The organism is Flavobacterium bizetiae, from assembly GCF_024271895.1.
GTDB lineage: Bacteria > Bacteroidota > Bacteroidia > Flavobacteriales > Flavobacteriaceae > Flavobacterium > Flavobacterium bizetiae.
In genome coordinates this window covers 1,650,209-1,674,955 of the sequence record NZ_CP091861.1, presented here as the reverse complement: position 1 = coordinate 1,674,955, position 24,747 = coordinate 1,650,209, and the positions used below count along the sequence as shown (strand labels likewise).

Sequence of the window (24,747 nt, the reverse complement as noted above, 5' to 3'; positions counted from 1 at the left end):
ATTTCAAATGAGAAATCAAAGTGTAAAAAATAACATTGACTGGATAAGTGTTTTTATCTACAGTGCGTTAGTAATACTAGGGTGGTTAAATATCTATTCTTCATCATTGTTATCAACAGACGGAACCTATCAAAAGCAATTAATCTTCATTGGCTGTACAATTCCTTTGATTTTTATCGTGCTTTTTGTTGATGGAAAGTTTTATGAAAAATATGCCAGTATCATTTTTGGTGTTTCATTATTATCACTAGCAGGTTTATTTCTTTTTGGAAAAACAATCGCCGGTCAAAGATGCTGGTATGCCATCGGAAGTTTTACTATTCAGCCTTCTGAGTTTGCAAAAGCCGCTACATCATTAGCATTAGCAAAATATTTAAGTGATACACAAATTAACCTAAAGGACGTAAACAGGCAAGTTCAGGCTTTGGCTATTGTTTTTCTGCCAGTATTATTAATTCTACCTCAACCCGATCCAGGGAGTGCTTTAATTTACAGTATTTTTATTGTTGTTCTTTACAGAGAAGGATTGCCTTCATGGTATGTGTGGACTGGTTTTATTACTATTTTATTATTCGTTTTAACCCTTGTTCTAGAACCGTACGCTGTTATTTTAATCGCTTTAGGAGTATTAATCATTATACATTTTAAAGGCAGGGCTGTTGACAGAAACATTCTTTTAAGCGGTATTTTATTGGCTGTAATTTCAGCTTTTGTATTGTCTGTAGATTATGTTTTTGACCATATTTTTAAGCAACACCACCGTGACCGTTTCAATATCTTATTAGGTAAAACTGTCGACATGAAAGGTATCGGATACAACACCAACCAATCAGAAATTGCAATTGGATCAGGAGGCTGGATTGGAAAAGGTTTCTTAGAAGGAACTCAAACCAAAGGAGGATTCGTTCCTGAGCAACATACCGATTACATTTTTACAACCGTTGGTGAAGAATGGGGTTTTGCAGGATCAATAGTCGTTATTGCGCTTTTTGTTGGTTTATTATTAAGAGTAATTTATTTGGCCGAAAGACAAAAAACAAAATTCAGCAGAGTTTATGGCTATTGTGTTGCCGGAATTTTATTCACTCACTTTTTTGTAAACATTGCAATGGTTATTGGGATTTTTCCAACTATTGGGGTTCCTCTTCCTTTCTTTTCTTATGGAGGTTCCGGACTTTGGGGATTCACTATTTTGCTGTTTATCTTCTTAAAAATGGATGCGAATAAGGTAAACGAATGGTAATCTTTTGGGATAAATTCCAAGGTTGAAAATTCCAAATTCCAAACTTTAGAAAAATTACATTTTAAAACAAAACTCTTCATTATTTTAAGTTGAGCTGTTTCTAATATTCAATGCTGTCATTGCTTTTAAAAGCACTACAACCTCGTTTTAAAGTATAATTTTAACCAACATACAACTAAGTCCAAAGCTTCAGATTTAGGTAACGAATGACAATACAAACATATCATTCTCGACGTTTAAAAAATCATACAGAATTTCAAGCATAAAAAAAGTCCGAAGTTTTAAAGCTTCGGACTTTTTTTATGTGTATGTTAATTATATCTTTTCGCTTGGTCTCTTCTTTAAAAGCTTTACTAAAACCGGGAAAGTAGAGATTATTACGATGATAATAATAATATATTCAATATGGTGTTTTAAATCGATTCCCTGCTTCAGGAACACTCCATATAGATAATGTCCTGCGAATATTAGGATAAACGACCATAGAAAAGAACTCAGGATATTATAAAACATGAATTTCTTTTTATCCATAGAAACTATACCTGCAATGATTGGTGCAAATGTTCTGAAAATTGGAAGGAAACGTGCATAGATAATGGCTTTTCCTCCATACTTTTCGAAGAAGTCTTTAGATTGTAAAAGATATTTTTTCTTAAACCAGAATGAGTCTTCTTTTTTAAATAAGTAATAACCGCTTTTGGCTCCAAACCAATAGCCTGTCATGTTTCCTAAAACCCCCATTATGGCAACAAGAGTAGAAAGTACAAATACATTTATAAAGTCGGCCGGAATATCAACCACATTTAGCATCAGGTCGCGGCTGTAAATACCCGCCAAAAAAAGTAAACTGTCTCCCGGAAGGAAGAAACCTGCAAAAAGTCCTGTTTCAGCAAAAACGATAAACAAAACAATAAATAAACCAATTTGGACACCGCCAATACTTAATGTGATATAAAATTCAGGGTTAATTAGTTGAGTCCAATCAAAATTATTCATAAATGCGTTTGGTTATATTTATAAGTTCGTGAAATTAACAATAATTTGCTTCAACACCAATAAATTGCTATATTTTAAAGATAAATTAACTATTAAAAAGCCCAAGTTTACACTTGGGCTCGTAAGATAATTATTCTCTTACATACTTGCAGCAAGAATGTAAATTTTCATAATCAGTATCAGTTGCCTTAACATCCTTAGTATCATGCCCTACTTTAGCAATAGCTTTATTCAAATCTTCAGGAGATGACTTTTCTTCATTTAAAATTACAGCAAGCTGGTGCGAACTAATATCCCAAGATGCCGACTTTACGCCAGGAACCGCAAAAGCTGCTTTTTCGATTCGTTTTTTACATTGCTCACAATTACCGTTTACTTCTGTAGTGTATTTTAAATTCTTGTTTTTCTTAGTTTGCGCCTGTGCTGAAAATCCTAAAAAAGATACTAATGCAATTAAAATTATATTTTTCATATTGTTTATTATTTATTGTTATTAAAATTGATTTTTGAAACTGAATTTTATTTTATTTTAAATCGTAATCCTGCATAATACATTTGCCCAAAAATTGGCGCATATGCAATAGATGCATCAAAGTTAGGACCAAATGGATTTTCGGCACCTAAAATTGCTTTTTGTTGTTTATAGTTCCCTATATTTTCTCCTCCAACATATACTTCTAAAACCGGAGAAATAACTCTTGTAACCTGAACATTCATAACAGCATACGAAGGCGAGAAATCAGGAAACTGATCTTCTGCAGGATTTGATGCCGTATAAGGCAATTGCTGTTTTCCTGACCAGTTAAATGTATAATCAAACTTCCATTGCTTACCATTATTTAAGTTGGTTTCATATTCTAAATTTCCTAAAAAACGGTGTTTAGCCTGTAATGGACGCTGAAAAGTACCTGTTAGATAATCTGTCTGAATGTCATAATATTTGTATGCCGTTCTAAGGTTAAGATTATGAATTAACTCGTAATTAAATTCAAACTGAAAGCTATTTGCGAAAGAACTTCCTCTTAAATTATAAAAAGAAACTTCTTGCGGGCTTTGCATCAAATCTACAACGGCCTGATTTTGAAAATCGGTACGATAGAAATCAAATCCGGCTTCGGCATTTTTATTAAAAAGTTTGAATTTCTGAGAAAAACTTACTCCGTAATTCCATGCAATTTCAGGATTCAAACCATAAATCTTTCCGTTTGTATCTAAAATCTCAAACGTTCTTGAACTAGCAAAAAGTTGTTGATTCTCTGCAAAAATATTTGCCGAACGTTTTCCTCTTCCTGCAGAAAAACGAATTACCCCATCTTTCCACGGATTGTATCTCATATGCAAACGAGGCGTTACAAAAAAACCCAAACGATTATGATTATCTACTCTACCGCCTAAGATTAAACTAAAATTATCGGCATTATCATACGTATATTCAAAGAATGCTCCTACCGAATTATCAATTCTACTGTAGTCGTTTACATTCACGAATTCCTGATACTGATCATAAGTAAAATTTAAACCGGTCGAGAACTTATGCATCGTGTTGTTGATAATCGAATTGAAAATTAAATTCGAATAAAAACTATTCTGCTTAATGTCATATAAATTCAATCCAAAATAAGAGTTTTGATTATGACTATTAAAAGCATTCTGAAAACCTATACTCTGATAAGGCATATCTTTAAAAACGTATCCAATCTTGGTAGAAACATCAAAACGTTCTGTATTAATTTCTGAACCCCAATGATTTGTTGTTCCGCGATCTCTGTCTTTATCAAAATCAACTTCTCCGGTTTGTTTTTTATCATTCATATATCTAAAATTGATAAAACTAACCAAACCGCTTTCAGGATTATAATATTGATAACGATTTAAAACATTGATTTGTTTCCCAAGCGGATTATCCAGAAACCCGTCGTCGTTCATATCGTTTTTCGCGACACGGGCATTTCCGTGCACAAACAAACTTGTAGCCCATTTATCAGACAACTTTTTATTAAAATGAGTATTCACCTCAAAACGCGCATCGGTAGAACCGTATACATTCAAAAAGAACGGAATGTCATTTAAAGGTTTCAAAAGTTCTGTATTAATCTGGCCTGAAATACTTTCATAACCATTTATAACACTTCCGGCTCCTTTGGTAATCTGCACACTTTCGATCCAGGTTCCGGGCGTAAATGACAATCCGTACGCCTGAGAAGCTCCACGAACTGAAGGAATATTTTCTTCAGTAATTAACAAATACGGACTGGTCAGCCCCAGCATTTTTATTTGCTTGGTTCCTGTTAAGGCATCAGAAAAATTGACATCTATTGATGGATTTGTCTCGAAACTTTCGGCCAGATTACAACAAGCCGCTTTTAGCAATTCTTTACTAGTAATAACACTTGTATTGGAAGTAAGGGTATAAGATTTTTTAATCCCTTTTTGCTTTTTGGTAATTTTTACTTCGTCCAGATCTTCTTGCGAAAATGCAGCAACAGAAAGTAAAATCATACCCAAAAGCATGATATTTTTTTTCATAAAAAAAGATTTTAATGTAATTAGAAAAAGCTGTTTTGTAGAAAATTTTCTAAATAAAAAAACAGCATAGCACAAACCATAAAAGGTTTGATTCTAAACATTAAAATCAGGAATAAAAAATATATTGGCTATACAGCTTAAATAAAGGGGGTGCATTCGCATCAGAATAATACGAAATGATTTTATTGCTTTTGAAATTTGGTATTGATACAAAAGCAACTGGTTTGAATTCCTGAATTACGGCCGGGAAAGCAAATTGAAAAAAGAAAAACTTAATAGTTGCATTGTCAGACTTTTTCTCAAAATGAACTACTTTGTCTTTACAACAAGAAGATTTTTTTTCAGATTCTCCACAACATTTCTTTTCAGGAGATGCAGTAACAGAAGTGTTTAATGAAACAGAAGCTATCTCGCCACCACAATAATGCACATCAAAAGCAAACCCAATGTTGGAAACCAACAATAGGAACGCTAAAAATAATCCTGTGCACTTTTTTAAATTCATGATGCAAAACTACCAAAAAAGAGTTAAAAAAATATCTAATGAAATGTTATTTTTTAAGATTTTGCTGCTGATAGTAAAATGCAGGTATAAACAGCAAGACAAAAATGGGCTGAATAATAAATCTTCTGACATAAAAAAGAAGCCAGCTCCAATCCTGAAAATATTTAATGATTACAAAAAACATCCCTAAAAGCAATATCAGAAAAAAAACATACAAAATCGCGCTAAACTTCAGTATTTCAACCTCCTGAAATAAGGTATAAATAAGAAGTAAGGACAAAAGAGTATTGAGCAGATAACGAAATAATAATCCGCCAAAAAGCCTAAAAGAATCTATTGAGGGAAAAGGCGCATCTTTAAAATCAGATTCAAAATAAGCTAAGAAAGGATCATAAAACAATTTCCCCTCAAAAGCTCTTACAACACCAAAACATACTATAATAAAGATTGCAGTTATAATTTTGCCTTTATGTTGAAGCAGTTTACTTAGCATATTTAGAAAATTTATTTACCCATATAATCCATAAGATAAAAACAAAACCATAAATAATGAGCGGAAAAAAAGTACCGTGTAAAAAATGATTGTACTTAGGAAAGTAAAACAACAACACAATCAAAAGAGCGATTCGGACAACATTTAGAATATAAATGAACAAAATACCAAACAAAATATAAAGCAAGGTTGTTTTTAGTTTTCCTGAAAAAGCAAGCACAAAAGAAATAAACAGGATTATAACACTTACAGCATTACATCCCTCAACAATTCGCACACTGTAATGCTTATTGTACCAAACCTCTAACCAGGAATATGTAATACTTTTATAAATTTTAATATCGCAATGAAACACATTCATTAATTGCGCTACATTTTTACCCACGATATTGGTTATTCCATCGACATCATTTACATCAAAAGTATCGAGATACAATTTATAAACTAATGTAAGTACAATATAGGCAGCAAAAAAAGTGCTTATAAATATAAGGAAGGGCTTAAATTGAATGAGGTATTTTTTCAACAGAATTTTTTTTCAAATTTATGTATTTTTTGAGATTAGCTTTAAATACTTTTGTATAAAATTTTAAGATTATGACATTTCAGGAATTAGAACCAAAAATAAGCGCTATTGTAGCTGATACAAAATTAGTTAGAGACGAAAAATTATTGGCTATCTGCCAACTATTGAACGCAAATGTAGAGTACTATAACTGGGTTGGTTTTTATTTCGCCAATCATGAAGCTAAAACTTTGCATTTAGGTCCTTATGTAGGAGCAGAAACAGATCATACTGTTATCCCGTTTGGAAAAGGAATTTGCGGACAAGTTGCAGAAAGTAATGCTAATTTTGTCGTGCCGGACGTTGCCGCACAAGACAATTATATCGCTTGTAGCTTTACTGTAAAATCTGAAATCGTAGTTCCTTTATTTGTAAACGGTCAGAATATTGGTCAGATTGATATTGACAGCCATGTTATAGATCCTTTTACTGAAGCTGACGAACGATTTTTAGAATTTGTAAATCAGGAAGTTGCTAAATTGTACTAAAAATAACACATTCGCGTAACTTTACTTTTACCCCTTTATGAAACTAATTTTACGCGTTTTCTTTTTCTGTATTATTTCAGCAAAATTATATTCTCAAACCTCAACGCCTGTAGGCAAAATAGTTTATCTGGACTCTTCCTGGGTTGAAAGCACAGAAGACAACTATAAATACATTAGAATTGTTGAAGATTATTTTTCAGATAAAAAGAGTTACGTAGTAAAAGAATATTACAAATCCAAGGCTTTAAAAACGATTGGCTCTACAACGGACAAAGATATTATCAAACGCGAAGGCCAGTTTGTTTATTATTATGAGAGCGGAAACAAAAAATCAACCGTTAATTATTTAGACAACAAAAAAACCGGAAGAGAGTTTAACTGGTATGAAGACGGCAATCTAAAATCAGAACTGGAATATTATACCAACAAAAACAACGAAGTAGATTACAAGCTCAATAATTACTGGAACGATCAAAAAGAACAAAAGGTAATTGCAGGTAATGGTGATCTTGAATATAAAGATAAATTTATAGAAGAGACAGGAAGGGTAAAAAATGGTCTGCGAGACGGTATTTGGAAAGGAAAATATTTAAAATCAAAATACAGCTTTATAGAAACTCATGAAAACGGCAAACTGGTTTCCGGGATAACTACAGATTCATTAAATATTGAACACCCCTATACTATTGCTGAACAGCGACCTGCCCCAAAAAAAGGAATAAATTCTTTTTACAGCTATATTGCAAAATCAATATATATTCCAGCTGATGCACGAAATAAGGTATCAGGAAAAATCTATATGACCTTTATAGTAGATAAAGACGGAAGTTTAGTTGAACCTAAGATTTTAAAAGGCGTTGGTTATGGAATAGATGAAATTGCAATCATGGCCATAAAAAATGCCAAAAACTGGAATCCAGGCATTAGAAGAGGCATTCCGGTAAGAGTTCTTTACTCTTTACCTATCACAATTGCAAAAAATGGGAGATAAAATTCGTTTTTCCAAAAAAAAGTTCTAATTTTGCACCGTCTTACAAAAGATGTACGACATACATAAAAATCATTAAATAATATTGGAATGTATTTAACTAAAGAGAAAAAAGAAGAGATTTTCGCTCAACACGGTGAAGCAACAAACACTGGAAAAGCAGAAGCTCAAATCGCATTGTTTACTTACAGAATTAGTCACTTAACTGAGCACTTGAAAAAAAATCGTCATGATTACAACACTGAGCGTTCATTAGTATTACTAGTAGGTAAAAGAAGATCGTTGCTGGATTACTTGAAAAAGAAAGAGATCAACAGATATCGTGAGATTATCAAAGTATTGAATATCAGAAAATAATCAATATAGAAAAGAGGTGCGAGAGTGCCTCTTTTTGTTTTTACATTACAAGCATTTTATAAGAAAAAAAGTTTGGTTTTTCATTGGGTTTTAGATTAACAACAACTACACACACAACAACTACAACACAACTAAAACCCATTGTATAACCAATAAGGAAAAATTATGATTCCACAATTATTTGTAGAAAAGATCGATTTAGGTGATGGCAGAAGCATCACAATCGAGACAGGACGTTTAGCTAAACAAGCTGATGGTTCTGTAGTAGTAAGAATGGGCGACACGATGATTCTTGCAACAGCAGTTTCAGCTCGCACATCAAACCCTGGCGTTGATTTTTTACCGTTAACGGTAGATTACCGCGAAAAATTTGCAGCAGCAGGTCGTTTCCCAGGAGGTTTCTTTAAGAGAGAAGCTCGTCCAAGCGACAGCGAAGTATTAACAATGAGACTAGTTGACCGTGTATTGCGTCCGCTTTTCCCAGACGATTACCATGCTGAAACACAAGTTATGATTCAATTAATGTCTCACGACGAAGAAGTTATGCCAGACGCTTTAGCTGGTTTAGCAGCTTCTGCGGCATTAGCAGTTTCAGACATTCCATTTTATAACTTAATTTCTGAAGTTCGTGTTGCACGTATCGACGGAAAATTAGTGATCAACCCAAGCAGAGAAGAATTAGAAAAATCTGATATCGATATGATGATTGGAGCTTCTATGGATTCTGTTGCCATGGTTGAAGGTGAGATGAAAGAAATCTCAGAAGCTGAAATGATCGAAGCTATTAAATTTGCTCACGAAGCTATCAAAGTTCAAATTCAAGCTCAATATCGTTTACAGGAAGCTTTTGGTAAAAAAGAAATTCGTACTTACGAAGGAGAGAGAGAAAACGAAGAAATTTACGCAAAAGTAAAAGCTGCAGCATATGATAAAATCTATGCTATTGCAAAAGTTGGTTCAGCTAAACACGAAAGAGGCGCTGCATTTGCTGAAGTAAAAGAAGAAGTTAAAGCTTTATTTACTGAAGAAGAATTAGCTGCTGATGGTGATTTAGTTTCAAAATATTTCTACAAAACAAACAAAGAAGCTGTTCGTAATGTAGTTTTAGAATTAGGTGTTCGTTTAGATGGTAGAAAAACTACAGATATCAGACCAATCTGGTGTGAAACTGATTATTTACCAAGAGTTCACGGTTCATCTTTGTTTACTCGTGGAGAGACTCAAGCTTTGGCTACAGTAACTTTAGGAACATCTAGAGAAGCAAACCAAATCGATTCTCCATCTGAGCAAGGTGAAGAGAAATTCTACTTACACTATAACTTCCCTCCTTTCTCTACTGGTGAAGCAAAACCATTAAGAGGAACTTCAAGAAGAGAAGTTGGTCACGGTAACTTAGCTCAAAGAGCTTTAAAAAATATGATTCCTGCTGATTGTCCTTATACAATTCGTGTTGTTTCTGAGGTTTTAGAATCTAACGGTTCTTCTTCTATGGCAACAGTTTGTGCTGGAACAATGGCTTTAATGGATGCTGGAGTTCAAATGGTAAAACCAGTTTCTGGTATTGCTATGGGATTGATTACTGACGGTGAGAAATTTGCTGTATTGTCTGATATCTTAGGAGACGAAGATCACTTAGGAGATATGGACTTTAAAGTAACTGGAACTGCTGACGGTATTACAGCTTGTCAAATGGATATCAAGATTGATGGTTTACGTTATGACATTATGGAGCAAGCCTTGGCTCAAGCTCGTGATGGACGTTTACACATTTTAGGAAAATTAACTGAAACTATCGCTGCACCAAGAGCTGACGTTAAAGCACATTCTCCAAAAATCATTACCAGAACTATTCCTGGAAACTTTATTGGAGCATTAATTGGACCTGGTGGAAAAGTAATTCAAGAATTACAAAAAGCTACTGGAACAACTATTGTAATCAACGAAGTTGATGAGCAAGGTGTTATCGAAATTTTAGGTACAGATCCTGCTGGAATTGAAGCAGTATTGGCAAAAATCCAATCTATTACTTTCAAACCTCAAATGGGAGAAGCTTACGAAGTTAAAGTAATTAAAATGCTTGATTTTGGAGCTGTAGTAGAATATACTGCTGCACCAGGAAACGAAGTATTGCTTCACGTATCTGAACTAGCTTGGGAACGTACAGAAAATGTTACTGATGTAGTAAACATGGGAGATGTATTCCAGGTTAAATATTTAGGACTTGATCCTAAAACAAGAAAAGAAAAAGTGTCAAGAAAAGCACTTTTACCAAGACCTCCACGTGAGGAGAAAAAAGAGTAATCAGATCTTAGTTTACTAAAGGTTTATTCATAGAAAACCCCAATTCAATTGAATTGGGGTTTTTCGTTTTTAAATCTCTTTCAAATCTTAGGTAATTCATTCATTAAACCATTTGTGTCTCTTAATTGATTTTCCATCCCGAATTAAATAAGCATGATAAGAACTAGGCACGTCATGTGTCCATTTTGGTAAAAAGTAAATGATGAGATACACATCAATATGCCCTACAACTCCAAAAAATACTGCAAGAAAAAAAGGAATACCTGCATGACCAAAACCTATCATCGAAACAAATGCAATAAGTAAAGTCACTCCCCATAATTTAGACAAGAGCGCATGTGTACATGTTTCTTTTCCAAATTTTAAAATGCTAAAAACGTACGTTAGTCCTTCCATTACAAAAATTGAAATAATAGCAAATTGGTGCTCAATTATTATTTCAGGATTTAATAACCACGTACACCAGCCTACGCAAAGCCAGAAAACCAAATCGACCTGGCTATCCATTCTTCTTAATTTTTCAGATGATACACCTACCTTCCTGGCAATAATACCATCAAAAATATCGGTCAACAACCCAAATATCATTAATGCCACTAAAATCATCCTAACGTAGGCAAAATTACTATTCGCAATAAAAATCATTACGAAACCCAACAGTAATCGAATACTAATAAGCAATACAGGAACTCTTTTCATGATTTTACCAGTTTAAAAAAGGCATAGACCTTTTATTGTTAACATTCCAAATCCCTAACTGAAAACCTTTAGAGTTCGACTTATTAAAAACTCCAACCTGTAAACCTCTATTAATTCTCGTTTGATTAAAAAGCCCGATATGCAAACCACTTAACTGATACGATTGGTTGTACACTCCAATAGTTGAACCACTTAAATTATTATTAGCATTATAAACGCCAACCGAAAGTCCGTTTTGATGATCAGCAATCGTTCCTAAAACAGTTACCGAAAGTCCATTAAAATCCTTAAACTTGTTTCCGGCCGAAATATTCAATCCGTTCATACTTGTCGTGGTAAAAAAACATCCTGAGCTAATATTCAAACCATTCAATTTCAATTCGGGCGTGTAACTCATATTTTTAATTCTATAATCTTCTTCACTATTTCTAACGTAGTGGGTTCTTTTATTGTTTTTAATAATTTCCGGCAGATACATCAAAGACATAAATCCCATTAATGCCCCAACAGCCGGTACCGGATTTGCTTCTATATTTACACCGTTAATTACCTGAGAACTTATATGTTTATTTTCAACATGACCAACTCCAAGAACCAGTCCGTTTACTTTGTCTATTTTTTTAGAAATTGGAGAAAGACTAAAAATTTGCGAATGCAGCTTAACAGAATCAACAACCTGACTTTTAATTGTATCCTGAGCGCGTATTACTCCAAAGACAAATAATAAGAGTACTAAAAATGATGTTTTCATAATTATAGTTTTAAAATTACAAGACAAACCTATTGCAATTATCACATACAGATTTGCACAAATCAATAAAACTATTTGCTATATTTGCGATTATCGCAAATTATGAAATATCAGGAATCCTTATTAAAAGCAATTAGACTTAAAGTTTCTCCGTCGGTTTCTTTAATTGATGAGATAGCAGCTATTTTAGAAATTAGTTATGATGCTTCGCACCGCAGAATATCTCAAAAAAGCAAATTCTCTATAGATGAAGCAATCAAACTTGCCCATCATTTTAATATTTCTTTGGATAATTTATTTTCTAACAAAGAAAAAGTCATTGTCGAGAAAACCATCGAAATCGAGACTTTAAAAGATATGCTTCAGTATTTTAAATCTTCGGCAGAACAAGTTGAAATACTAACCAAGAATCCAGAAACCATACTTTATTATTCTGCAAAAGATATTCCGCTATTTTATTTTATGGACGGAACTATTCTGTCTAAATTCAAAGCTTTTGTCTGGCTGAATCTTTTAAACACAAATCAGAAAAAAGTTTCTTTTGAAAATTTTGTTATCGAAGAATCCTTTACCGAGTTCATGCAAAAGTTAAAGAAAGCATACGAAAATACTTTTGTAAACGAAATCTGGAACGATACCACCATCAACAGTAGCTTGCAGCAAATTCTGTATTTTCATGAAGCTGGCTTACTCGATTTAAAAAGCGCCAATGCACTTTGCAAAGATTTAAAGAGAATCATCAATCTAATACAGGAAAAATGCAACAAACCCAATACTAATTTTGCTATTTATTATAACGAACTGATCTTGCTCAACAACAATATGCTTATTGAAACTAATGAAAAATTAACCATGTTTGTCCCTTATACTTTACTTGGTTATTTTATTACTGACAATGATGACAGTTGCAAAAATGTACATCAGTTTTTTAAGCAGCAAATTAGTAATTCAAAGCCATTAAGTCAATCAGGTATTAAAGAGCAAAATTTATTCTTTAATAGAGCCATTAGAAAGATTGATTATTATATCGAAAAAATAAACTCTCAAGTCGATCTGCTTTTTTAAAAACAGATTCGATTAAAGATTTACTTTAAAAACCCAAATTCTTTAATAGAATTTGGGTTTCTTATTTTCCTGAAATTCAACATAAACCCTTATTTATTTTTTAACGGGAATTAAACTAAAAAAAACACATTAATTTTATCCTTTATTCGAAGAAAAAAAATAACTTTAACCCACCAAAAATAAACGTATTAACCCTAAAAACCCTATTATGGAATTTAAAGTTATCCAGATTACCAAAATTAATACCGTAGATTTCAAATTCACGGACACAGAAAATCTTACATTACCAGTACCTCCTTTAGCTTCTGCAAACCATTTTACCAACAAAGACGGAGAAGACATATTAAAAATCTGTGCTACTATATATATTAACTCTAAAGATTCAAAAACTCCGGTGGTTGGAAGTTTATCCGAAGATGGCAATATTTTCGAAATTTATTTTGACTATGATTGGGATGACGCTTCACCAGAAACTTATGACGTTTGGTATGTAGAAATAGACTATACTTCTAAAACTGTTGGAAATATAACGCAAGTTATCTCTTATTTGAAAAATTTAAATTCAACAACAATTGTAGGAGGTGGTTTAGGAGAAGATCCTGTAACTTCAAGAGGAACAAAAACTGTTTTACCTGGTAGTTAAACTTAACTGTTTTACTAAAATTAATTTTATGCCATTTTTCTATTAAATGATTGTTGTTTTCAAATTAAAACATCTGATTTTTTAATATTCAGTTCAAGAACCATTAAGATACATGTAAGCGATTTTATAAAAATGCTAATAATGACAAAAAAAATACTTTGCTTTCTTTTTCTCTTTCTTTTTTTACCTCTAATTGTATTTTCAAAACAAGAAAAAGGTTTGAACTATTTTGAGCTTAATATTCAAAAAAAAGCAAAATATAATAAGAGCGAAATCAATTTCAATAAAGCACAGTCATTTTTCTTTAAAAAAGAGTGGGACTCCACGTTAGTTTATTCAATGAAACAATTGAATTCTACATCGGATCCAGAAATAAAAGAATATTGTCATTTTTTTAGAGGCTACTCATTTAAAAAAAAAGGTTTATACAAACAAGCACGTATAGAATTTAATTTAATAAACAAATCTTTCCAATATTATTATTTGGTTGATAATAATATTGGAGGATTATTTTATTTTGAAAAAAAATTTCAAGAAGCAATTGTTTATTTTTTAAAAGCTGAGAAAGAAATATTAAATCATAAAGACGAAAGTGAAATAGCCGATTTATATGCAAGCATTGGGATATGCTATTTACACTTGAAACAATTTGATAAAGCAGAATTTTATTTAAAAAAGGACGCTCTTTTAAATCCAAAAAAGGTTTCAAAAAGTGTAATTGAATCCAATATAAACATTGCAAATTTCTATTATCTACAATATAAAGACCAACAAGCCATATACTACTTCCTAAAAGCTTACAATTTATCTAAAAACATAAAAGATTTCAACTTAAAACAAATTGCAGCATTCAATATGGCTGCTGTAGAGGAAAACAGAGCTGATTACAAAAAAGCTCTAGTCTATAGAAAAGAATCAGAGCAATGGAAAGATTCCTTAAATAATCAAAATAAAATTTGGGCCGTCGCTGACTTTGAGAAAAAGTTTGCAGTTGCTCAAAAACAAAAACAAATTAAAGTATTAGAAGTTGAAAACAAATTAAAAGATACACAACGTAACAGTTTGTTTTTTGCTTCAATAGGCTTACTACTAATTTTAACCGGAGGAGTTTATTTGTACGGTCAAAAAGTAAAAAATGCAAAAACTATTTTACTGCAAAAAAACAAACTCGATGAACTCAATGCTACTAAAGATCAGTTATTTTCTATTGTAAGTCATGATTTGAGATCGTCTGTAAATGCGTTAAAAACGAGTAATGCTAAATTATCCGCCACGCTCGAAACTAAAAATTATGATGAGCTCCACCAACTTATCATCCAAAATAGCACTATTGCCAATGGCGCTTATAGCTTATTAGATAATTTGCTGCATTGGGCAATGCTGCAAACCAAACAACTTTATTTTCACAAGGAATCTATTCACTTATATTCTATTGTACAGCAAATCGAATACAACTATAAACCTTTACTCCTCGACAAAGCCATTACTTTTGAAAATTCGGTTTCGAAAAATATCTTTATTTTTGTAGATCTTGATTCTTTAAAAATCGTACTTCGAAATTTATTAGACAATGCGATTAAGTTTTCTAATGAAAATGGCAAAATAAGTTTTTACACTCAGGAAACCAATCCTGATTTTTGCGATCTTATAATCGAAGATAACGGAATTGGAATGAGCGAAAATACTATTAAAGAATTACTGCAAGAAGGAGAACTTTTAGCTAAAAAAAGCGGGTCTGAAATTATAGGAACCGGTTTAGGATTACAGCTGTGCAAACAAATGATCAGGAAAAACAGCGGAACTTTAGCCATAGAAGGTGAAATTAACAGGGGAACCAAAATGATATTGAGTTTCCCAAAAACAAGAACCAATGGATAATATTAATGTTTTAATCATAGAAGACACTCCTGAACAAAGTGATGCACTTGTTAAGGTTCTGGTAGAGAACAATTATACCATTACAGGCGTAGCCACCAACTTTACAGATGCATTAAAACTTTTTTACGAGAATACGACAGATATTGTTATCATTGACGTTTTTCTGGACGGAAAACCAGACGGAATTACTTTTGCCGAATCTATTAATATAATTCCAAACGCTTCTAAACCTTTTGTATTCTTGACTAGTTCGCAGGATCGTCAAATTTTTGAAAGAGCAAAACTTACCAAGCCTTTTAGTTTTTTGATGAAACCTTTTAACGAACTTGAAATTCTTTACGCTATAGAAATGGCAGTGGAGAAATTTTATGCTCAAACCAATGTTTTTATGAGCGAAGAACAAGATACCGTTGTAAGCAATGATTATTTGTTTATAAAGAAAAAGAACTCACTGAAAAAAGTAGCCATAAACGAGATTCTTTACATCGAAGTCGAAGAACGCTATTGTAATATTATTACCGAAAAAGAAAAATTTGTCATTCAGATCTCGCTGACCAAAATCAGTAATTTGCTTGATAAAAATAAATTCGTAAAAACGCATCGCAACACAATCGTCAATACAGATAAAATCGAAGAAATCATTCTGGCAGATAATCTCATCATTCTAAAAGGCGATCATAAAATAAACCTGAGCGATACTTATAAAGACTTTATAAAAAAGATGAATATTTTGTCTTAAAAATTCCATCTAAAAAATAACAACATTATAATCCTCTTGAATAAAGGGGATTTTTTTATGCTTTGAAAGAAATATCCCAATCTACTTGAGGTTTCGAAAATTTCATGACACAAAAAATAGCTTTCATGACATTTTTAACTTCAAACAAAAAAATCAAAATTACTTTTACGCCCAAGAAACCCCAAATAGTATCGCCATAAAATGAGAATCGCACTAACCAAACAACCAGACATGAAAGTTTTATCTATTCTAAAAAAAATAAAAAATAATCCTTGGGTTGGTATTGCTGTTTCTTTAACATTGATCATCCCGAGTTTATACGAAATCCTTGATGACGTTACTGTATTTCGAAAAGAATACATTCTCCTCATTTTCGCGTTTCCATTATATATAAAATCATTAAAAAGAATATTCGACGATATGTTAGATGTCTATGATGACTTATCTGAATAAAAAAAGCTTGCCCCTTTTTCAACAAAAAACACTTCACACTTAAGCTTTTAAGTCTGGGTGTTTTTTTATTTTAAATAAAAATTTATTTTTTTGTAACCTTTTTGTATCTCTTTACGTATAACTACTTGTACACTTAAAAATTGAGGAGACAAAAAACATGAGACAACTTAAAATCACCAAGCAGGTAACCAATCGTGAAACTGCATCGTTAGACAAATACCTACAAGAAATTGGAAAAGTTGACCTAATTACCGCTGATGAAGAGGTAGAATTAGCACAAAGAATAAAGGCTGGTGATCAAAGAGCTTTAGAAAAATTAACAAAAGCCAACCTACGTTTCGTTGTATCGGTTGCTAAACAATATCAAAATCAAGGATTAACTCTTCCTGATTTAATTAATGAAGGAAACTTAGGTTTAATTAAAGCGGCTCAACGTTTTGATGAAACTCGTGGTTTCAAATTCATCTCTTACGCTGTATGGTGGATTCGTCAATCGATCCTTCAGGCTTTGGCAGAACAATCTCGTATCGTTCGTTTACCATTAAACAAAATTGGTTCTATCAATAAAATCAACAAAATGTACGCTTTACTAGAGCAATCTAACGAGCGTCCGCCTTCTGCTGAAGAAATTGCAAAAGAACTTGACATGACTGTAAATGACGTAAAAGAGTCTATGAAAAACTCTGGTCGTCACTTGTCTATGGATGCACCTCTTGTTGAAGGTGAAGATTCTAACCTTTATGACGTTTTACGTTCTGGAGAATCTCCAAACCCGGACAGAGAGTTGATTCACGAATCATTACGTACTGAAATCGAGCGTTCATTAGAAACATTAACTCCTAGAGAGGCAGATGTTGTTCGTTTGTATTTTGGTCTTGGCGATCAACACCCAATGACTTTAGAAGAAATTGGAGAAACTTTCGACTTAACTCGTGAGCGTGTTCGTCAGATTAAAGAAAAAGCAATCCGCAGATTAAAACACACTTCTAGAAGTAAAATCCTTAAAACTTACTTAGGATAATTTAAAATATAAATCCAATATTTTTAAATTCCAAATTCCAATTATTTGATTGGGATTTGGAATTTATTACGAAAGTGCTTATATTGGACTTTAAAGCAAACAACAGTTTGATTGACTGTTCGTTTTTTGATTGATGATTGAAACTCCGGCTGATTACCGGAGTTTTTTATTGGTCTGAACTAGCATTTTTTTTTACCACAAAGTCCGCAAGGCTTTGTATAAGTTTTTTTTAGAAATGCCAACTACACAAAGCCTTGCGAACTCTGCGTTTTTATACATTGCAAAAAATAAAAATGCTTTGCTCCCGATAGCTATCGGGATTGCGGTTAAATTTCAATGTAAATCATAAAAAATCTATCTTTGCAAAAAAATAACACAACACACAACTACACAAAATGAAGAATACACTTATTGCTCCTTCTGTTCTTGCAGCTGATTTTGCCAACTTACAACGTGATGTCGAGATGATCAACAACAGTCAGGCTGATTGGTTTCATATTGACATTATGGATGGCGTTTTTGTTCCGAATATTTCTTTTGGAATGCCAGTTTTAGAAGCAATTTCAAGACATGCAAACAAATATATCGATGTACACTTAATGATTATCGATCCGGATAGATATATCAAAACCTTCGCTGATTTAGGCGCTAATGGTTTAACGGTTCATTATGAAGCGTGCACACATTTACACAGAACATTACAAGCTATAAAAGCTGAAGGAATGAAAGCCGGAGTTGCCATTAATCCTCATACTAATATCGACTTATTAGAAGATGTTATTAATGATATTGATTTAGTTTGTATTATGAGTGTGAATCCTGGTTTTGGGGGACAATCATTTATTGAAAACACTTATGATAAAGTAAAAAAACTAAAAGACTTAATTACTCGTAAAAAAGCTTCGACAATTATTGAAATCGACGGTGGTGTAACGAGTAAAAATGCTAAACAATTAGTAGAAGCCGGAGCTGATGTTTTAGTTGCCGGAAGTTTTGTTTTTAAAGCAGAAAATCCAACTCAGACTATTGCAGAATTAAAAGCTTTGACAACTTTCTAAGTTTTACACGAAATAAAAAACCAAGCCGAAGAGAAATCTTCGGCTTTTTTATGTGATTCGACTTGCTATAATCAGGCTATCTCTATTGTGTCCCAACGGTTAAAACCGTTGGCAATTCTTCTTCGTGAAAAAAATCTTTACAATCCTTTAATCTGTGGCAAAAACCTTTAATCAATTCGATAAAACTTTAGCTTTTCTATAAGCAGTAAGACTGATCTCTTTATGTTTTTTAAAGAATTTATTGAGATGACTTTCGTCTGAAAAACCAAATTCTTCCACAATTTCATTAATTCTCATATCGCTAAAACGCAATCGATGTTCTATCAGCCGTATTTTATAATTTGAAATAAAAGATTGAATTGTTTCTCCGGAATGATTTTTAAAATAGCTTCCCAAATACGTATCAGAAATATCAAATTCCTTTGCTACTGCCGAAGCTTTCAATTTTTGAGGACAAAAAATATGAGCCTGAATATAATTAATAATCTCCAGGATTTTTTTATCGGCACTTTCTTTTACTCCAGTTGGTTTTATTTTCGCAATGTTTCTGGCAGCAATTACAATAAGAGCATTTACATAATGAGTAATTAAATCTTCATCGTAAATATCCTTATTCTCTATCGCATGAATCAACGAATCTGATATCGATTTTACAAGAAATTCATCTGCTTTTCGTTTTAAAATACAACCCGATAAATGTGTTGCATAGTGCAACAAACAACCTATATGATCGATACTTTTTGATTTGTATTCTTTTACATATTCGCTATTAATTTTAACCAATAAAAATTCTGTCGTATTTATAATATCAAAGTTATGATAATCATTTGGTGTCAGTAGCATTAGATTTCCTGCCTGATAGGATATGGCATTTCCATTAATATGAAGCAATCCATTTCCTGAAATCACATAAACCATCTGAAAAAAACTGAATTGCGAATTTACAATTGGGCACTCATCTACTTTTTTGTAAAGCACTTCTACTGATTGATGCATGTTTTCTTTTCTCATATCACAAAAGTACTTTTTTATCATTAAATTATACTGATAAAAGAACAATACTCAGTTTATTTTTGCTAAAAATATAATTTAAAAATGAAGCAAAATTTATCCTCTACCAAAAACAACATCGCTTTAGTCGCTATTTGCTTGGCAACCTTGATGTTTTCTCTGGAAATTTCGAGTGTTCCGGTCATTCTTCCTACACTTGAAAAAGTACTGAATGCGAATCTTAAAGATATGCAATGGATCATGAATATTTATACCATAGGTTGCACCACGGTTTTAATGGCAGCCGGAACTCTGGCCGATCGATATGGCCGAAAACGTATTTTGATTATTACCTTAATTTTATTTGGTATCTCATCATTAGTTTGCGGTTTGGCAGACAATGTCGCTTTATTAGTAATCAGTCGTTTTTTTCAGGGAGTAAGCGGCGGCTCGATGCTAATTTGCCAGGTAGCTACTTTATCACATCAATTTCAGGAAGGAAAAGAACGCAGCAGGGCTTTTAGTATTTGGGGAATTATTCTTGGTGTTGGATTGGGTTTTGGCCCCATAATAGGGGGTTCTATTATCGCAATATTATCCTGGCAATGGGTATTTTTAATACATGTTCCTATAGCAATTCTTGCTGCAATTCTCGTTTATGGTTTTGTAGACGAATCTAAAGATGCTGACGCTAAAAAAATAGATTTATGGGGAATGATCACATTATCTGTCGCCGTATTTGGATTAACGTATTTTATCACGCAAGGGCCAGATCTTGGTTTTACCAGCCCAGTAGCTTTAGGTATTTTAGCGATTACAATAATAAGTTTTGTATTGTTTTTATGGGTGGAAAAAACCAATCCTTATCCCATGTTTGATTTTTCGGTATTTAAAATACGTAATTTTTCAGGCGCTATTTTTGGATCTATAGGTATGAATTTCAGCTTTTGGCCTTTCATCATTTATCTCCCTATTTATTTTCAAAGTTGTCTGGGATATGATGTTGTAACCGTAGGACTTTCTTTGCTTGCTTATACCCTTCCTACTTTAGTAATTCCGCCTTTTGCCGAATATCTTTCGGTTCGATATCGTTCCGGGATTGTAATTCCGTTAGGTCTATTTGTTATAGGACTGGGTTTTATCGTTATGAGATACGGCAGCATTGCAGAACACGCCAGCTGGCTCACAATGCTTCCGGGCTCTTTACTGGCAGGAATTGGGTTAGGTTTAACCAATACGCCTGTAACTAATACTACTACAAGCTCAGTCTCTGCAAATCGCTCAGGAATGGCTTCGGGAATCGATATGAGTGCAAGATTGATTACTTTGTCAATAAATATTGCTTTGATGGGTTTTATTCTTGTACAAGGAATACTCTCGTATTTAAATAATGCTTTTTCAAGAGCTATTGATTCAAAAACACTACAATCTATTTCAGAAAAAGTTGCGGCTGGAAATTTTTCGTCTCTTAATCAGGATTTCCCTCAATTAGCAACATTAGATTCATCTCAATCCATATTACATGGTGCATTGGCTCATGGTTTTGAAATGATATTACTTTACGGAGGAATTGGTGTCTGGATTTTGGCTATAATGAGTTTTATATTGTTTAATCCCAAAAATCAAAATAAATTATAATTAAAGATCTACAATCTGTGCCTTTAGGCACTAAATATTGGTAAAAAATTAAGCTCTAAATATCCTGGCGTGCCGTAGGTACGCAACAAAACGATAACTATTGCGTACCTACGGCACGCTAAATATTCCTATTCCTGTTTTCTACCAATATTTAGTGCCTAACGGCACATTTAAACTTTTGATTAAGATTTATAAATTTACTTTTAGCAACTAAAAATCTTTACTGCTTTTTAAGTTTTTTAAATTCGGGAAGAAATCAATTCCGGTCATTTTTTCTAAAGTTTCGATAGGCACTACAAAATCATAAAGTGATTTATCGCTATCTTGATTAGGAACCAAAAAAGCAATTGCTTTATGTTCTTTACCTTTTTTAGCTAAAATGATTTTATAAAAATATTTAGGAACAGCTACTTTTTCAGTTCCTATTTTTTTATCTGAATCTTTCAAAATTCCTCCTGTTACTACATAAATATCATTGTATTTATCAGCCCAATAACGTGTTTTTTGTTCTAAACGATTCCAGATTCCGCTATTAAAAGCATGATCCTGTGGCGAAATATTCGAAGTATAAAATGTATCATTATACGCTTTCTGATCAAATTCCATATCTCCGGCAGGGCAAAGATGTCCTTTATCATAACCGGATTTTTTATAATTTCTCCAATCTGCAGAACCGGTCGTTACACTTGGATCTTCAATAAAATAAGGACGTTTATAATTACCGCTTTTCAAATACTCTTTCTTCAATTCATACGCAACCCACTCTGCCTGCTCAAACTTTTCATTATAGGATAAGGTATAATATTGATGTTTTACAATTTGCTTGGTTGTAGAAGTGGGCAAATAAGCAAAAGTATATAACGAGTCTGTACTGTTTTGATTAGAAACAAAAGATGTTTCTTTCTGTAATTCGCTATTGCTGCCTAATTCTTTTTTACACGACAATAACATAAAGCCTATCAAACCTAAAACAATATAATTCTTCATTCCTTTACTATTTTTATTTTTCTTCTAAAATTTAGCTTTAGCAAAAAGCCACTTCTTACAAAAATACAATATAACCGCACAAAAAAACGCTCCAGAAATTTAAATTTTCTGAAGCGTTTTCTAACAAATTAATTCTTTAAAGAATTAAGATTTTACTAATTTATCCTTTTTCATTTTAGGAGAAACTGATCCTTTTACTACACTACCTTTAGATTGCAAATCATCTAAAACATTTAATGCTTCTTCAACATAAACATCTTTAGATAAAGCCTGATGCCAGGCATCTCTTTTTTCTTTTAAGCTTGCATCAGCTTTCATTTCAAGCTCTTCGTATGGTAATGATTTAAATACCAAGTCATTTTTATAATCTGAAATTGGTTTGTATTTTTTACCCTCGTTTTCTACTTGTTCCTGAGTCGCTTTAAAACTATTGATATTTAAGCTATAGGTGTTTTCTTTGTTTTTAACATCGATCCATTTTGCATTGTCTTCAATTAATTTGAATTGCGCATTTTGAGCGATTCTGTCTTTACTATTTGCAATTGCTTTAGTAAAATTCTCATTAGATTTCCATGTGCTATAATCTGCAGGATCTATTTTATCCCATGGCATAGCATTTTCATTATCACGTTCTCCCATTTTTAGATAAGCATAACGATCTGGCATCACAACATCACTATGAACACCTTCTAACTGAGTAGAACCTCCGTTGATTCTGTAAAACTTCTGTCCTGTAATTTTTAAAGCTCCTAAATCACCATAGTTTGCATTACGAACAAATTGGTTCAAATCAAGAACGTTTTGTACAGTTCCTTTACCATAAGTTTGTTTACTACCAATGATAACTCCACGTTTGTAATCCTGAATTGCAGCAGCCAAAATCTCTGATGCCGAAGCTGAGAAACTGTTTACCATAATTACTAATGGTCCGTCCCACTCGATTTTTTTATCTTTATCGTATAAAACTTCTTTCTTTTTACCTGCAGATTTCACCTGAACAATTGGTCCTTCTTCAATAAATAAACCGGCAATATCAACCACTGTAGATAAAGATCCACCACCATCATCACGAACATCCAGTACAATACCGCTAATATCTTCTTTTTTCAGTCTTTCCACTTCAAGAGCGATGTCTTTACCGGCATCACGACCATCTTTATTTTCAAAATCGATATAAAATTTAGGTAAATAGATTACTCCGTATTTCAAACCATTTCTTTCTACAATACTAGATTTAGCATACGTTTCTTCAATTTCGACAATATCTCTAATAATCGAAATAACTTTAGTTGTTCCGTCTACTTTTTTAACTGTAAGTTTTACTTCAGTACCCTTGTGCCCTTTAATTTTTTTCACCACATCGTCTAAACGCATCCCTACAACATCTACAGGCTCTTCGTTTCCTTGTGCTACTTTCAAAATTAAATCTCCGGCCTCTAATTGTTTTCCTTTCCAGGCTGGTCCACCTGAAATTAATTCATCAATTTGAGTAAAATCATTTTTTTTCGTTAATCTTGCTCCAATACCTTCTAATTTACCGCTGATGTTTACATCAAAACGATCCTTTTCTTCAGGCGCAAAATAACTTGTATGTGGATCAAATCGACCCATAATTGAGTTTACATATACAGAAAACCAATCTTCTTTATTCAAATCTTTAATCAAACTAAAGTTATCATCCAAAGATTTTAAAGAACTATCTCGAGTTTCTTTTTCTAATGTTTCAAAAGATTTCACCTTATAATTAGGATCTTCTTTCTTTTTGTCTTCTTCTAATTTTTGCTTTGTTACCAAAGAAGAAAGCGTAGATAATTTAATTTGTTTTCTCCATCTTTCATTGATTTCTGTTGCATTTTTTGCATAAGGCAACTTATCGTAATCAGCATTAAAAGTCTCATCAACATCATAGTTGAAGGGTTGTGCTAAAATAGTTTTATAACGTTTTTTGCTTTCTTCCATACGTTTCATCAATCTTGTATAAGTAAGATTGAAAAACGTTAGATCTCTATTCAAAAACTGATCGTCTAATTGCAGCTCATATTGTTTAAATTCATCAATATCAGATTGTAAAAAGAATCGTTTTGAAGGATCTAATGCCTCTACGTAATCTTTAAAAATTCCTTTAGAAAATTCATCATTTATTTCTGCCGGACTATAGTGTCCTTTTTCGATAACAAATGCCAATAATTCTAAAAGTGTTTTATCTCTGTTCGGGTCCGGATCAACTGACTTATCTGCATTAATTTTAAAAGCAAATAAGGTTAAAGACAAGCATAATACGGCTATAAGTATTTTATAATTTCTTTTCATAAACTTAATAATAGCATTCATCAAATTTTTTAATCTAAGTTAACTGTAAAAAT

Annotated in this window: 24 protein-coding genes; 13 read left to right on the top strand and 11 right to left on the bottom strand. The window is 32.5% G+C overall.

The genetic code is table 11. From position 1 onward, the window contains the following. The first annotated feature begins 7 nt into the window (after positions 1-7). Positions 8-1,243: a rod shape-determining protein RodA gene (gene rodA, locus L0669_RS07490; protein WP_263762470.1), complete on the top strand. Its 1,236-nt coding sequence runs from the start codon at positions 8-10 to the stop codon at positions 1,241-1,243. A gap of 315 nt (positions 1,244-1,558) precedes the next feature. Here rodA and L0669_RS07485 read toward each other — a convergent pair whose 3' ends face one another. The 6 genes from L0669_RS07485 to xrtF all read right to left on the bottom strand — a co-directional run bounded on the left by L0669_RS07485 (position 1,559) and on the right by xrtF (position 6,289). Then, entirely contained in the window at positions 1,559-2,239 is a 681-nt protein-coding gene (locus L0669_RS07485; RefSeq protein WP_173970865.1) for a DedA family protein, read from the bottom strand. Between the two features lie 130 nt (positions 2,240-2,369). Beyond that, on the bottom strand, positions 2,370-2,711 hold the full coding sequence (locus L0669_RS07480) for a heavy-metal-associated domain-containing protein (RefSeq protein WP_263762468.1): 342 nt from the start codon (positions 2,709-2,711) through the stop codon (positions 2,370-2,372). A gap of 47 nt (positions 2,712-2,758) precedes the next feature. Beyond that, complete coding sequence (locus L0669_RS07475; protein ID WP_263762466.1) at positions 2,759-4,765, bottom strand: TonB-dependent receptor plug domain-containing protein; 2,007 nt, start codon at positions 4,763-4,765, stop codon at positions 2,759-2,761. A 106-nt stretch (positions 4,766-4,871) separates the two neighbouring features. Beyond that, positions 4,872-5,270 (bottom strand): HYC_CC_PP family protein, encoded by a 399-nt coding sequence (locus tag L0669_RS07470; RefSeq protein WP_173970862.1) that lies wholly within the window; start codon positions 5,268-5,270, stop codon positions 4,872-4,874. 46 nt (positions 5,271-5,316) lie between these two features. After that, on the bottom strand, positions 5,317-5,763 hold the full coding sequence (locus L0669_RS07465; RefSeq protein ID WP_263762464.1) for an exosortase F system-associated membrane protein: 447 nt from the start codon (positions 5,761-5,763) through the stop codon (positions 5,317-5,319). Further along, positions 5,753-6,289 (bottom strand): exosortase family protein XrtF, encoded by a 537-nt coding sequence (gene xrtF / locus L0669_RS07460; protein ID WP_263762462.1) that lies wholly within the window; start codon positions 6,287-6,289, stop codon positions 5,753-5,755. The genes L0669_RS07465 and xrtF overlap by 11 nt, the downstream gene beginning before the upstream one ends. Positions 6,290-6,360: 71 nt before the next feature. Here xrtF and L0669_RS07455 point away from each other — a divergent pair, with 71 nt between their 5' ends. From L0669_RS07455 to L0669_RS07440, 4 genes are all read left to right on the top strand, one after another. Next, positions 6,361-6,816 (top strand): GAF domain-containing protein, encoded by a 456-nt coding sequence (locus L0669_RS07455; protein WP_078006319.1) that lies wholly within the window; start codon positions 6,361-6,363, stop codon positions 6,814-6,816. A 37-nt stretch (positions 6,817-6,853) separates the two neighbouring features. Beyond that, positions 6,854-7,807, top strand: coding sequence for an energy transducer TonB (locus L0669_RS07450; protein WP_263762460.1), 954 nt, complete (start codon positions 6,854-6,856; stop codon positions 7,805-7,807). An 87-nt stretch (positions 7,808-7,894) separates the two neighbouring features. Continuing rightward, positions 7,895-8,161, top strand: a complete 267-nt coding sequence (gene rpsO / locus L0669_RS07445) for a 30S ribosomal protein S15 (protein WP_041516556.1) — start codon at positions 7,895-7,897, stop codon at positions 8,159-8,161. Between the two features lie 165 nt (positions 8,162-8,326). Beyond that, positions 8,327-10,462, top strand: a complete 2,136-nt coding sequence (locus tag L0669_RS07440; RefSeq protein ID WP_263762458.1) for a polyribonucleotide nucleotidyltransferase — start codon at positions 8,327-8,329, stop codon at positions 10,460-10,462. 96 nt (positions 10,463-10,558) lie between these two features. On the opposite strand, the gene L0669_RS07435 is transcribed toward L0669_RS07440, so the two are convergent. Together L0669_RS07435 and L0669_RS07430 are read right to left on the bottom strand one after the other, a co-directional pair. Further along, on the bottom strand, positions 10,559-11,161 hold the full coding sequence (locus tag L0669_RS07435; protein ID WP_263762456.1) for a CDP-alcohol phosphatidyltransferase family protein: 603 nt from the start codon (positions 11,159-11,161) through the stop codon (positions 10,559-10,561). Between the two features lie 4 nt (positions 11,162-11,165). Next, a complete protein-coding gene (locus L0669_RS07430; RefSeq protein ID WP_263762454.1) occupies positions 11,166-11,912 on the bottom strand; it encodes an LA_2272 family surface repeat-containing protein in 747 nt (248 codons plus the stop codon). A gap of 102 nt (positions 11,913-12,014) precedes the next feature. On the opposite strand from L0669_RS07430, the gene L0669_RS07425 reads away from it, so the two are divergent. From L0669_RS07425 to rpe, 7 genes are all read left to right on the top strand, one after another. Then, a complete protein-coding gene (locus L0669_RS07425) occupies positions 12,015-12,977 on the top strand; it encodes a hypothetical protein (RefSeq protein WP_263762452.1) in 963 nt (320 codons plus the stop codon). Positions 12,978-13,185: 208 nt separating this feature from the next. After that, positions 13,186-13,620, top strand: a complete 435-nt coding sequence (locus L0669_RS07420) for a hypothetical protein (protein ID WP_263762450.1) — start codon at positions 13,186-13,188, stop codon at positions 13,618-13,620. 339 nt (positions 13,621-13,959) lie between these two features. Continuing rightward, positions 13,960-15,498 (top strand): tetratricopeptide repeat-containing sensor histidine kinase, encoded by a 1,539-nt coding sequence (locus tag L0669_RS07415; protein WP_263762448.1) that lies wholly within the window; start codon positions 13,960-13,962, stop codon positions 15,496-15,498. Then, complete coding sequence (locus L0669_RS07410; protein ID WP_208682677.1) at positions 15,491-16,237, top strand: LytR/AlgR family response regulator transcription factor; 747 nt, start codon at positions 15,491-15,493, stop codon at positions 16,235-16,237. The genes L0669_RS07415 and L0669_RS07410 overlap by 8 nt, the downstream gene beginning before the upstream one ends. A gap of 201 nt (positions 16,238-16,438) precedes the next feature. Beyond that, entirely contained in the window at positions 16,439-16,690 is a 252-nt protein-coding gene (locus tag L0669_RS07405; RefSeq protein WP_173970850.1) for a hypothetical protein, read from the top strand. A 157-nt stretch (positions 16,691-16,847) separates the two neighbouring features. Then, positions 16,848-17,711, top strand: a complete 864-nt coding sequence (locus L0669_RS07400) for a sigma-70 family RNA polymerase sigma factor (protein ID WP_007804760.1) — start codon at positions 16,848-16,850, stop codon at positions 17,709-17,711. A gap of 395 nt (positions 17,712-18,106) precedes the next feature. Continuing rightward, positions 18,107-18,769: a ribulose-phosphate 3-epimerase gene (gene rpe, locus L0669_RS07395; protein ID WP_263762446.1), complete on the top strand. Its 663-nt coding sequence runs from the start codon at positions 18,107-18,109 to the stop codon at positions 18,767-18,769. Between the two features lie 171 nt (positions 18,770-18,940). On the opposite strand, the gene L0669_RS07390 is transcribed toward rpe, so the two are convergent. Beyond that, positions 18,941-19,780, bottom strand: coding sequence for an AraC family transcriptional regulator (locus tag L0669_RS07390; RefSeq protein ID WP_263762444.1), 840 nt, complete (start codon positions 19,778-19,780; stop codon positions 18,941-18,943). Positions 19,781-19,864: 84 nt separating this feature from the next. On the opposite strand from L0669_RS07390, the gene L0669_RS07385 reads away from it, so the two are divergent. After that, entirely contained in the window at positions 19,865-21,397 is a 1,533-nt protein-coding gene (locus L0669_RS07385) for an MFS transporter (RefSeq protein ID WP_263762442.1), read from the top strand. A 210-nt stretch (positions 21,398-21,607) separates the two neighbouring features. Here L0669_RS07385 and L0669_RS07380 read toward each other — a convergent pair whose 3' ends face one another. Next, positions 21,608-22,384: a DNA/RNA non-specific endonuclease gene (locus L0669_RS07380; protein WP_263762439.1), complete on the bottom strand. Its 777-nt coding sequence runs from the start codon at positions 22,382-22,384 to the stop codon at positions 21,608-21,610. Between the two features lie 144 nt (positions 22,385-22,528). Next, positions 22,529-24,715 carry a carboxy terminal-processing peptidase gene (locus L0669_RS07375; RefSeq protein WP_199885749.1) on the bottom strand — a complete coding sequence of 729 codons (2,187 nt, stop codon included), beginning with the start codon at positions 24,713-24,715 and terminating at the stop codon, positions 22,529-22,531. Positions 24,716-24,747: the final 32 nt, after the last annotated feature.

Excerpts from the sequence above, each read along its gene's own strand:
- L0669_RS07380 (WP_263762439.1), bottom strand. The coding sequence starts at position 22,384 with ATGAAGAATTATATTGTTTTAGGTTTGATAGGCTTTATGTTATTGTCG.
- L0669_RS07390 (WP_263762444.1), bottom strand. The coding sequence starts at position 19,780 with ATGAGAAAAGAAAACATGCATCAATCAGTAGAAGTGCTTTACAAAAAA.
- L0669_RS07440 (WP_263762458.1), top strand. The coding sequence starts at position 8,327 with ATGATTCCACAATTATTTGTAGAAAAGATCGATTTAGGTGATGGCAGA.
- L0669_RS07400 (WP_007804760.1), top strand. The coding sequence starts at position 16,848 with ATGAGACAACTTAAAATCACCAAGCAGGTAACCAATCGTGAAACTGCA.
- L0669_RS07415 (WP_263762448.1), top strand. The coding sequence starts at position 13,960 with ATGAAACAATTGAATTCTACATCGGATCCAGAAATAAAAGAATATTGT.
- L0669_RS07425 (WP_263762452.1), top strand. The coding sequence starts at position 12,015 with ATGAAATATCAGGAATCCTTATTAAAAGCAATTAGACTTAAAGTTTCT.
- L0669_RS07465 (WP_263762464.1), bottom strand. The coding sequence starts at position 5,763 with ATGCTAAGTAAACTGCTTCAACATAAAGGCAAAATTATAACTGCAATC.
- L0669_RS07430 (WP_263762454.1), bottom strand. The coding sequence starts at position 11,912 with ATGAAAACATCATTTTTAGTACTCTTATTATTTGTCTTTGGAGTAATA.
- L0669_RS07435 (WP_263762456.1), bottom strand. The coding sequence starts at position 11,161 with ATGAAAAGAGTTCCTGTATTGCTTATTAGTATTCGATTACTGTTGGGT.
- L0669_RS07405 (WP_173970850.1), top strand. The coding sequence starts at position 16,439 with ATGAGAATCGCACTAACCAAACAACCAGACATGAAAGTTTTATCTATT.
- L0669_RS07480 (WP_263762468.1), bottom strand. The coding sequence starts at position 2,711 with ATGAAAAATATAATTTTAATTGCATTAGTATCTTTTTTAGGATTTTCA.
- L0669_RS07455 (WP_078006319.1), top strand. The coding sequence starts at position 6,361 with ATGACATTTCAGGAATTAGAACCAAAAATAAGCGCTATTGTAGCTGAT.
- rpsO (WP_041516556.1), top strand. The coding sequence starts at position 7,895 with ATGTATTTAACTAAAGAGAAAAAAGAAGAGATTTTCGCTCAACACGGT.
- L0669_RS07385 (WP_263762442.1), top strand. The coding sequence starts at position 19,865 with ATGAAGCAAAATTTATCCTCTACCAAAAACAACATCGCTTTAGTCGCT.
- L0669_RS07450 (WP_263762460.1), top strand. The coding sequence starts at position 6,854 with ATGAAACTAATTTTACGCGTTTTCTTTTTCTGTATTATTTCAGCAAAA.
- L0669_RS07420 (WP_263762450.1), top strand. The coding sequence starts at position 13,186 with ATGGAATTTAAAGTTATCCAGATTACCAAAATTAATACCGTAGATTTC.
- L0669_RS07470 (WP_173970862.1), bottom strand. The coding sequence starts at position 5,270 with ATGAATTTAAAAAAGTGCACAGGATTATTTTTAGCGTTCCTATTGTTG.
- rodA (WP_263762470.1), top strand. The coding sequence starts at position 8 with ATGAGAAATCAAAGTGTAAAAAATAACATTGACTGGATAAGTGTTTTT.
- L0669_RS07375 (WP_199885749.1), bottom strand. The coding sequence starts at position 24,715 with ATGAATGCTATTATTAAGTTTATGAAAAGAAATTATAAAATACTTATA.
- L0669_RS07485 (WP_173970865.1), bottom strand. The coding sequence starts at position 2,239 with ATGAATAATTTTGATTGGACTCAACTAATTAACCCTGAATTTTATATC.
- L0669_RS07475 (WP_263762466.1), bottom strand. The coding sequence starts at position 4,765 with ATGAAAAAAAATATCATGCTTTTGGGTATGATTTTACTTTCTGTTGCT.
- rpe (WP_263762446.1), top strand. The coding sequence starts at position 18,107 with ATGAAGAATACACTTATTGCTCCTTCTGTTCTTGCAGCTGATTTTGCC.
- L0669_RS07410 (WP_208682677.1), top strand. The coding sequence starts at position 15,491 with ATGGATAATATTAATGTTTTAATCATAGAAGACACTCCTGAACAAAGT.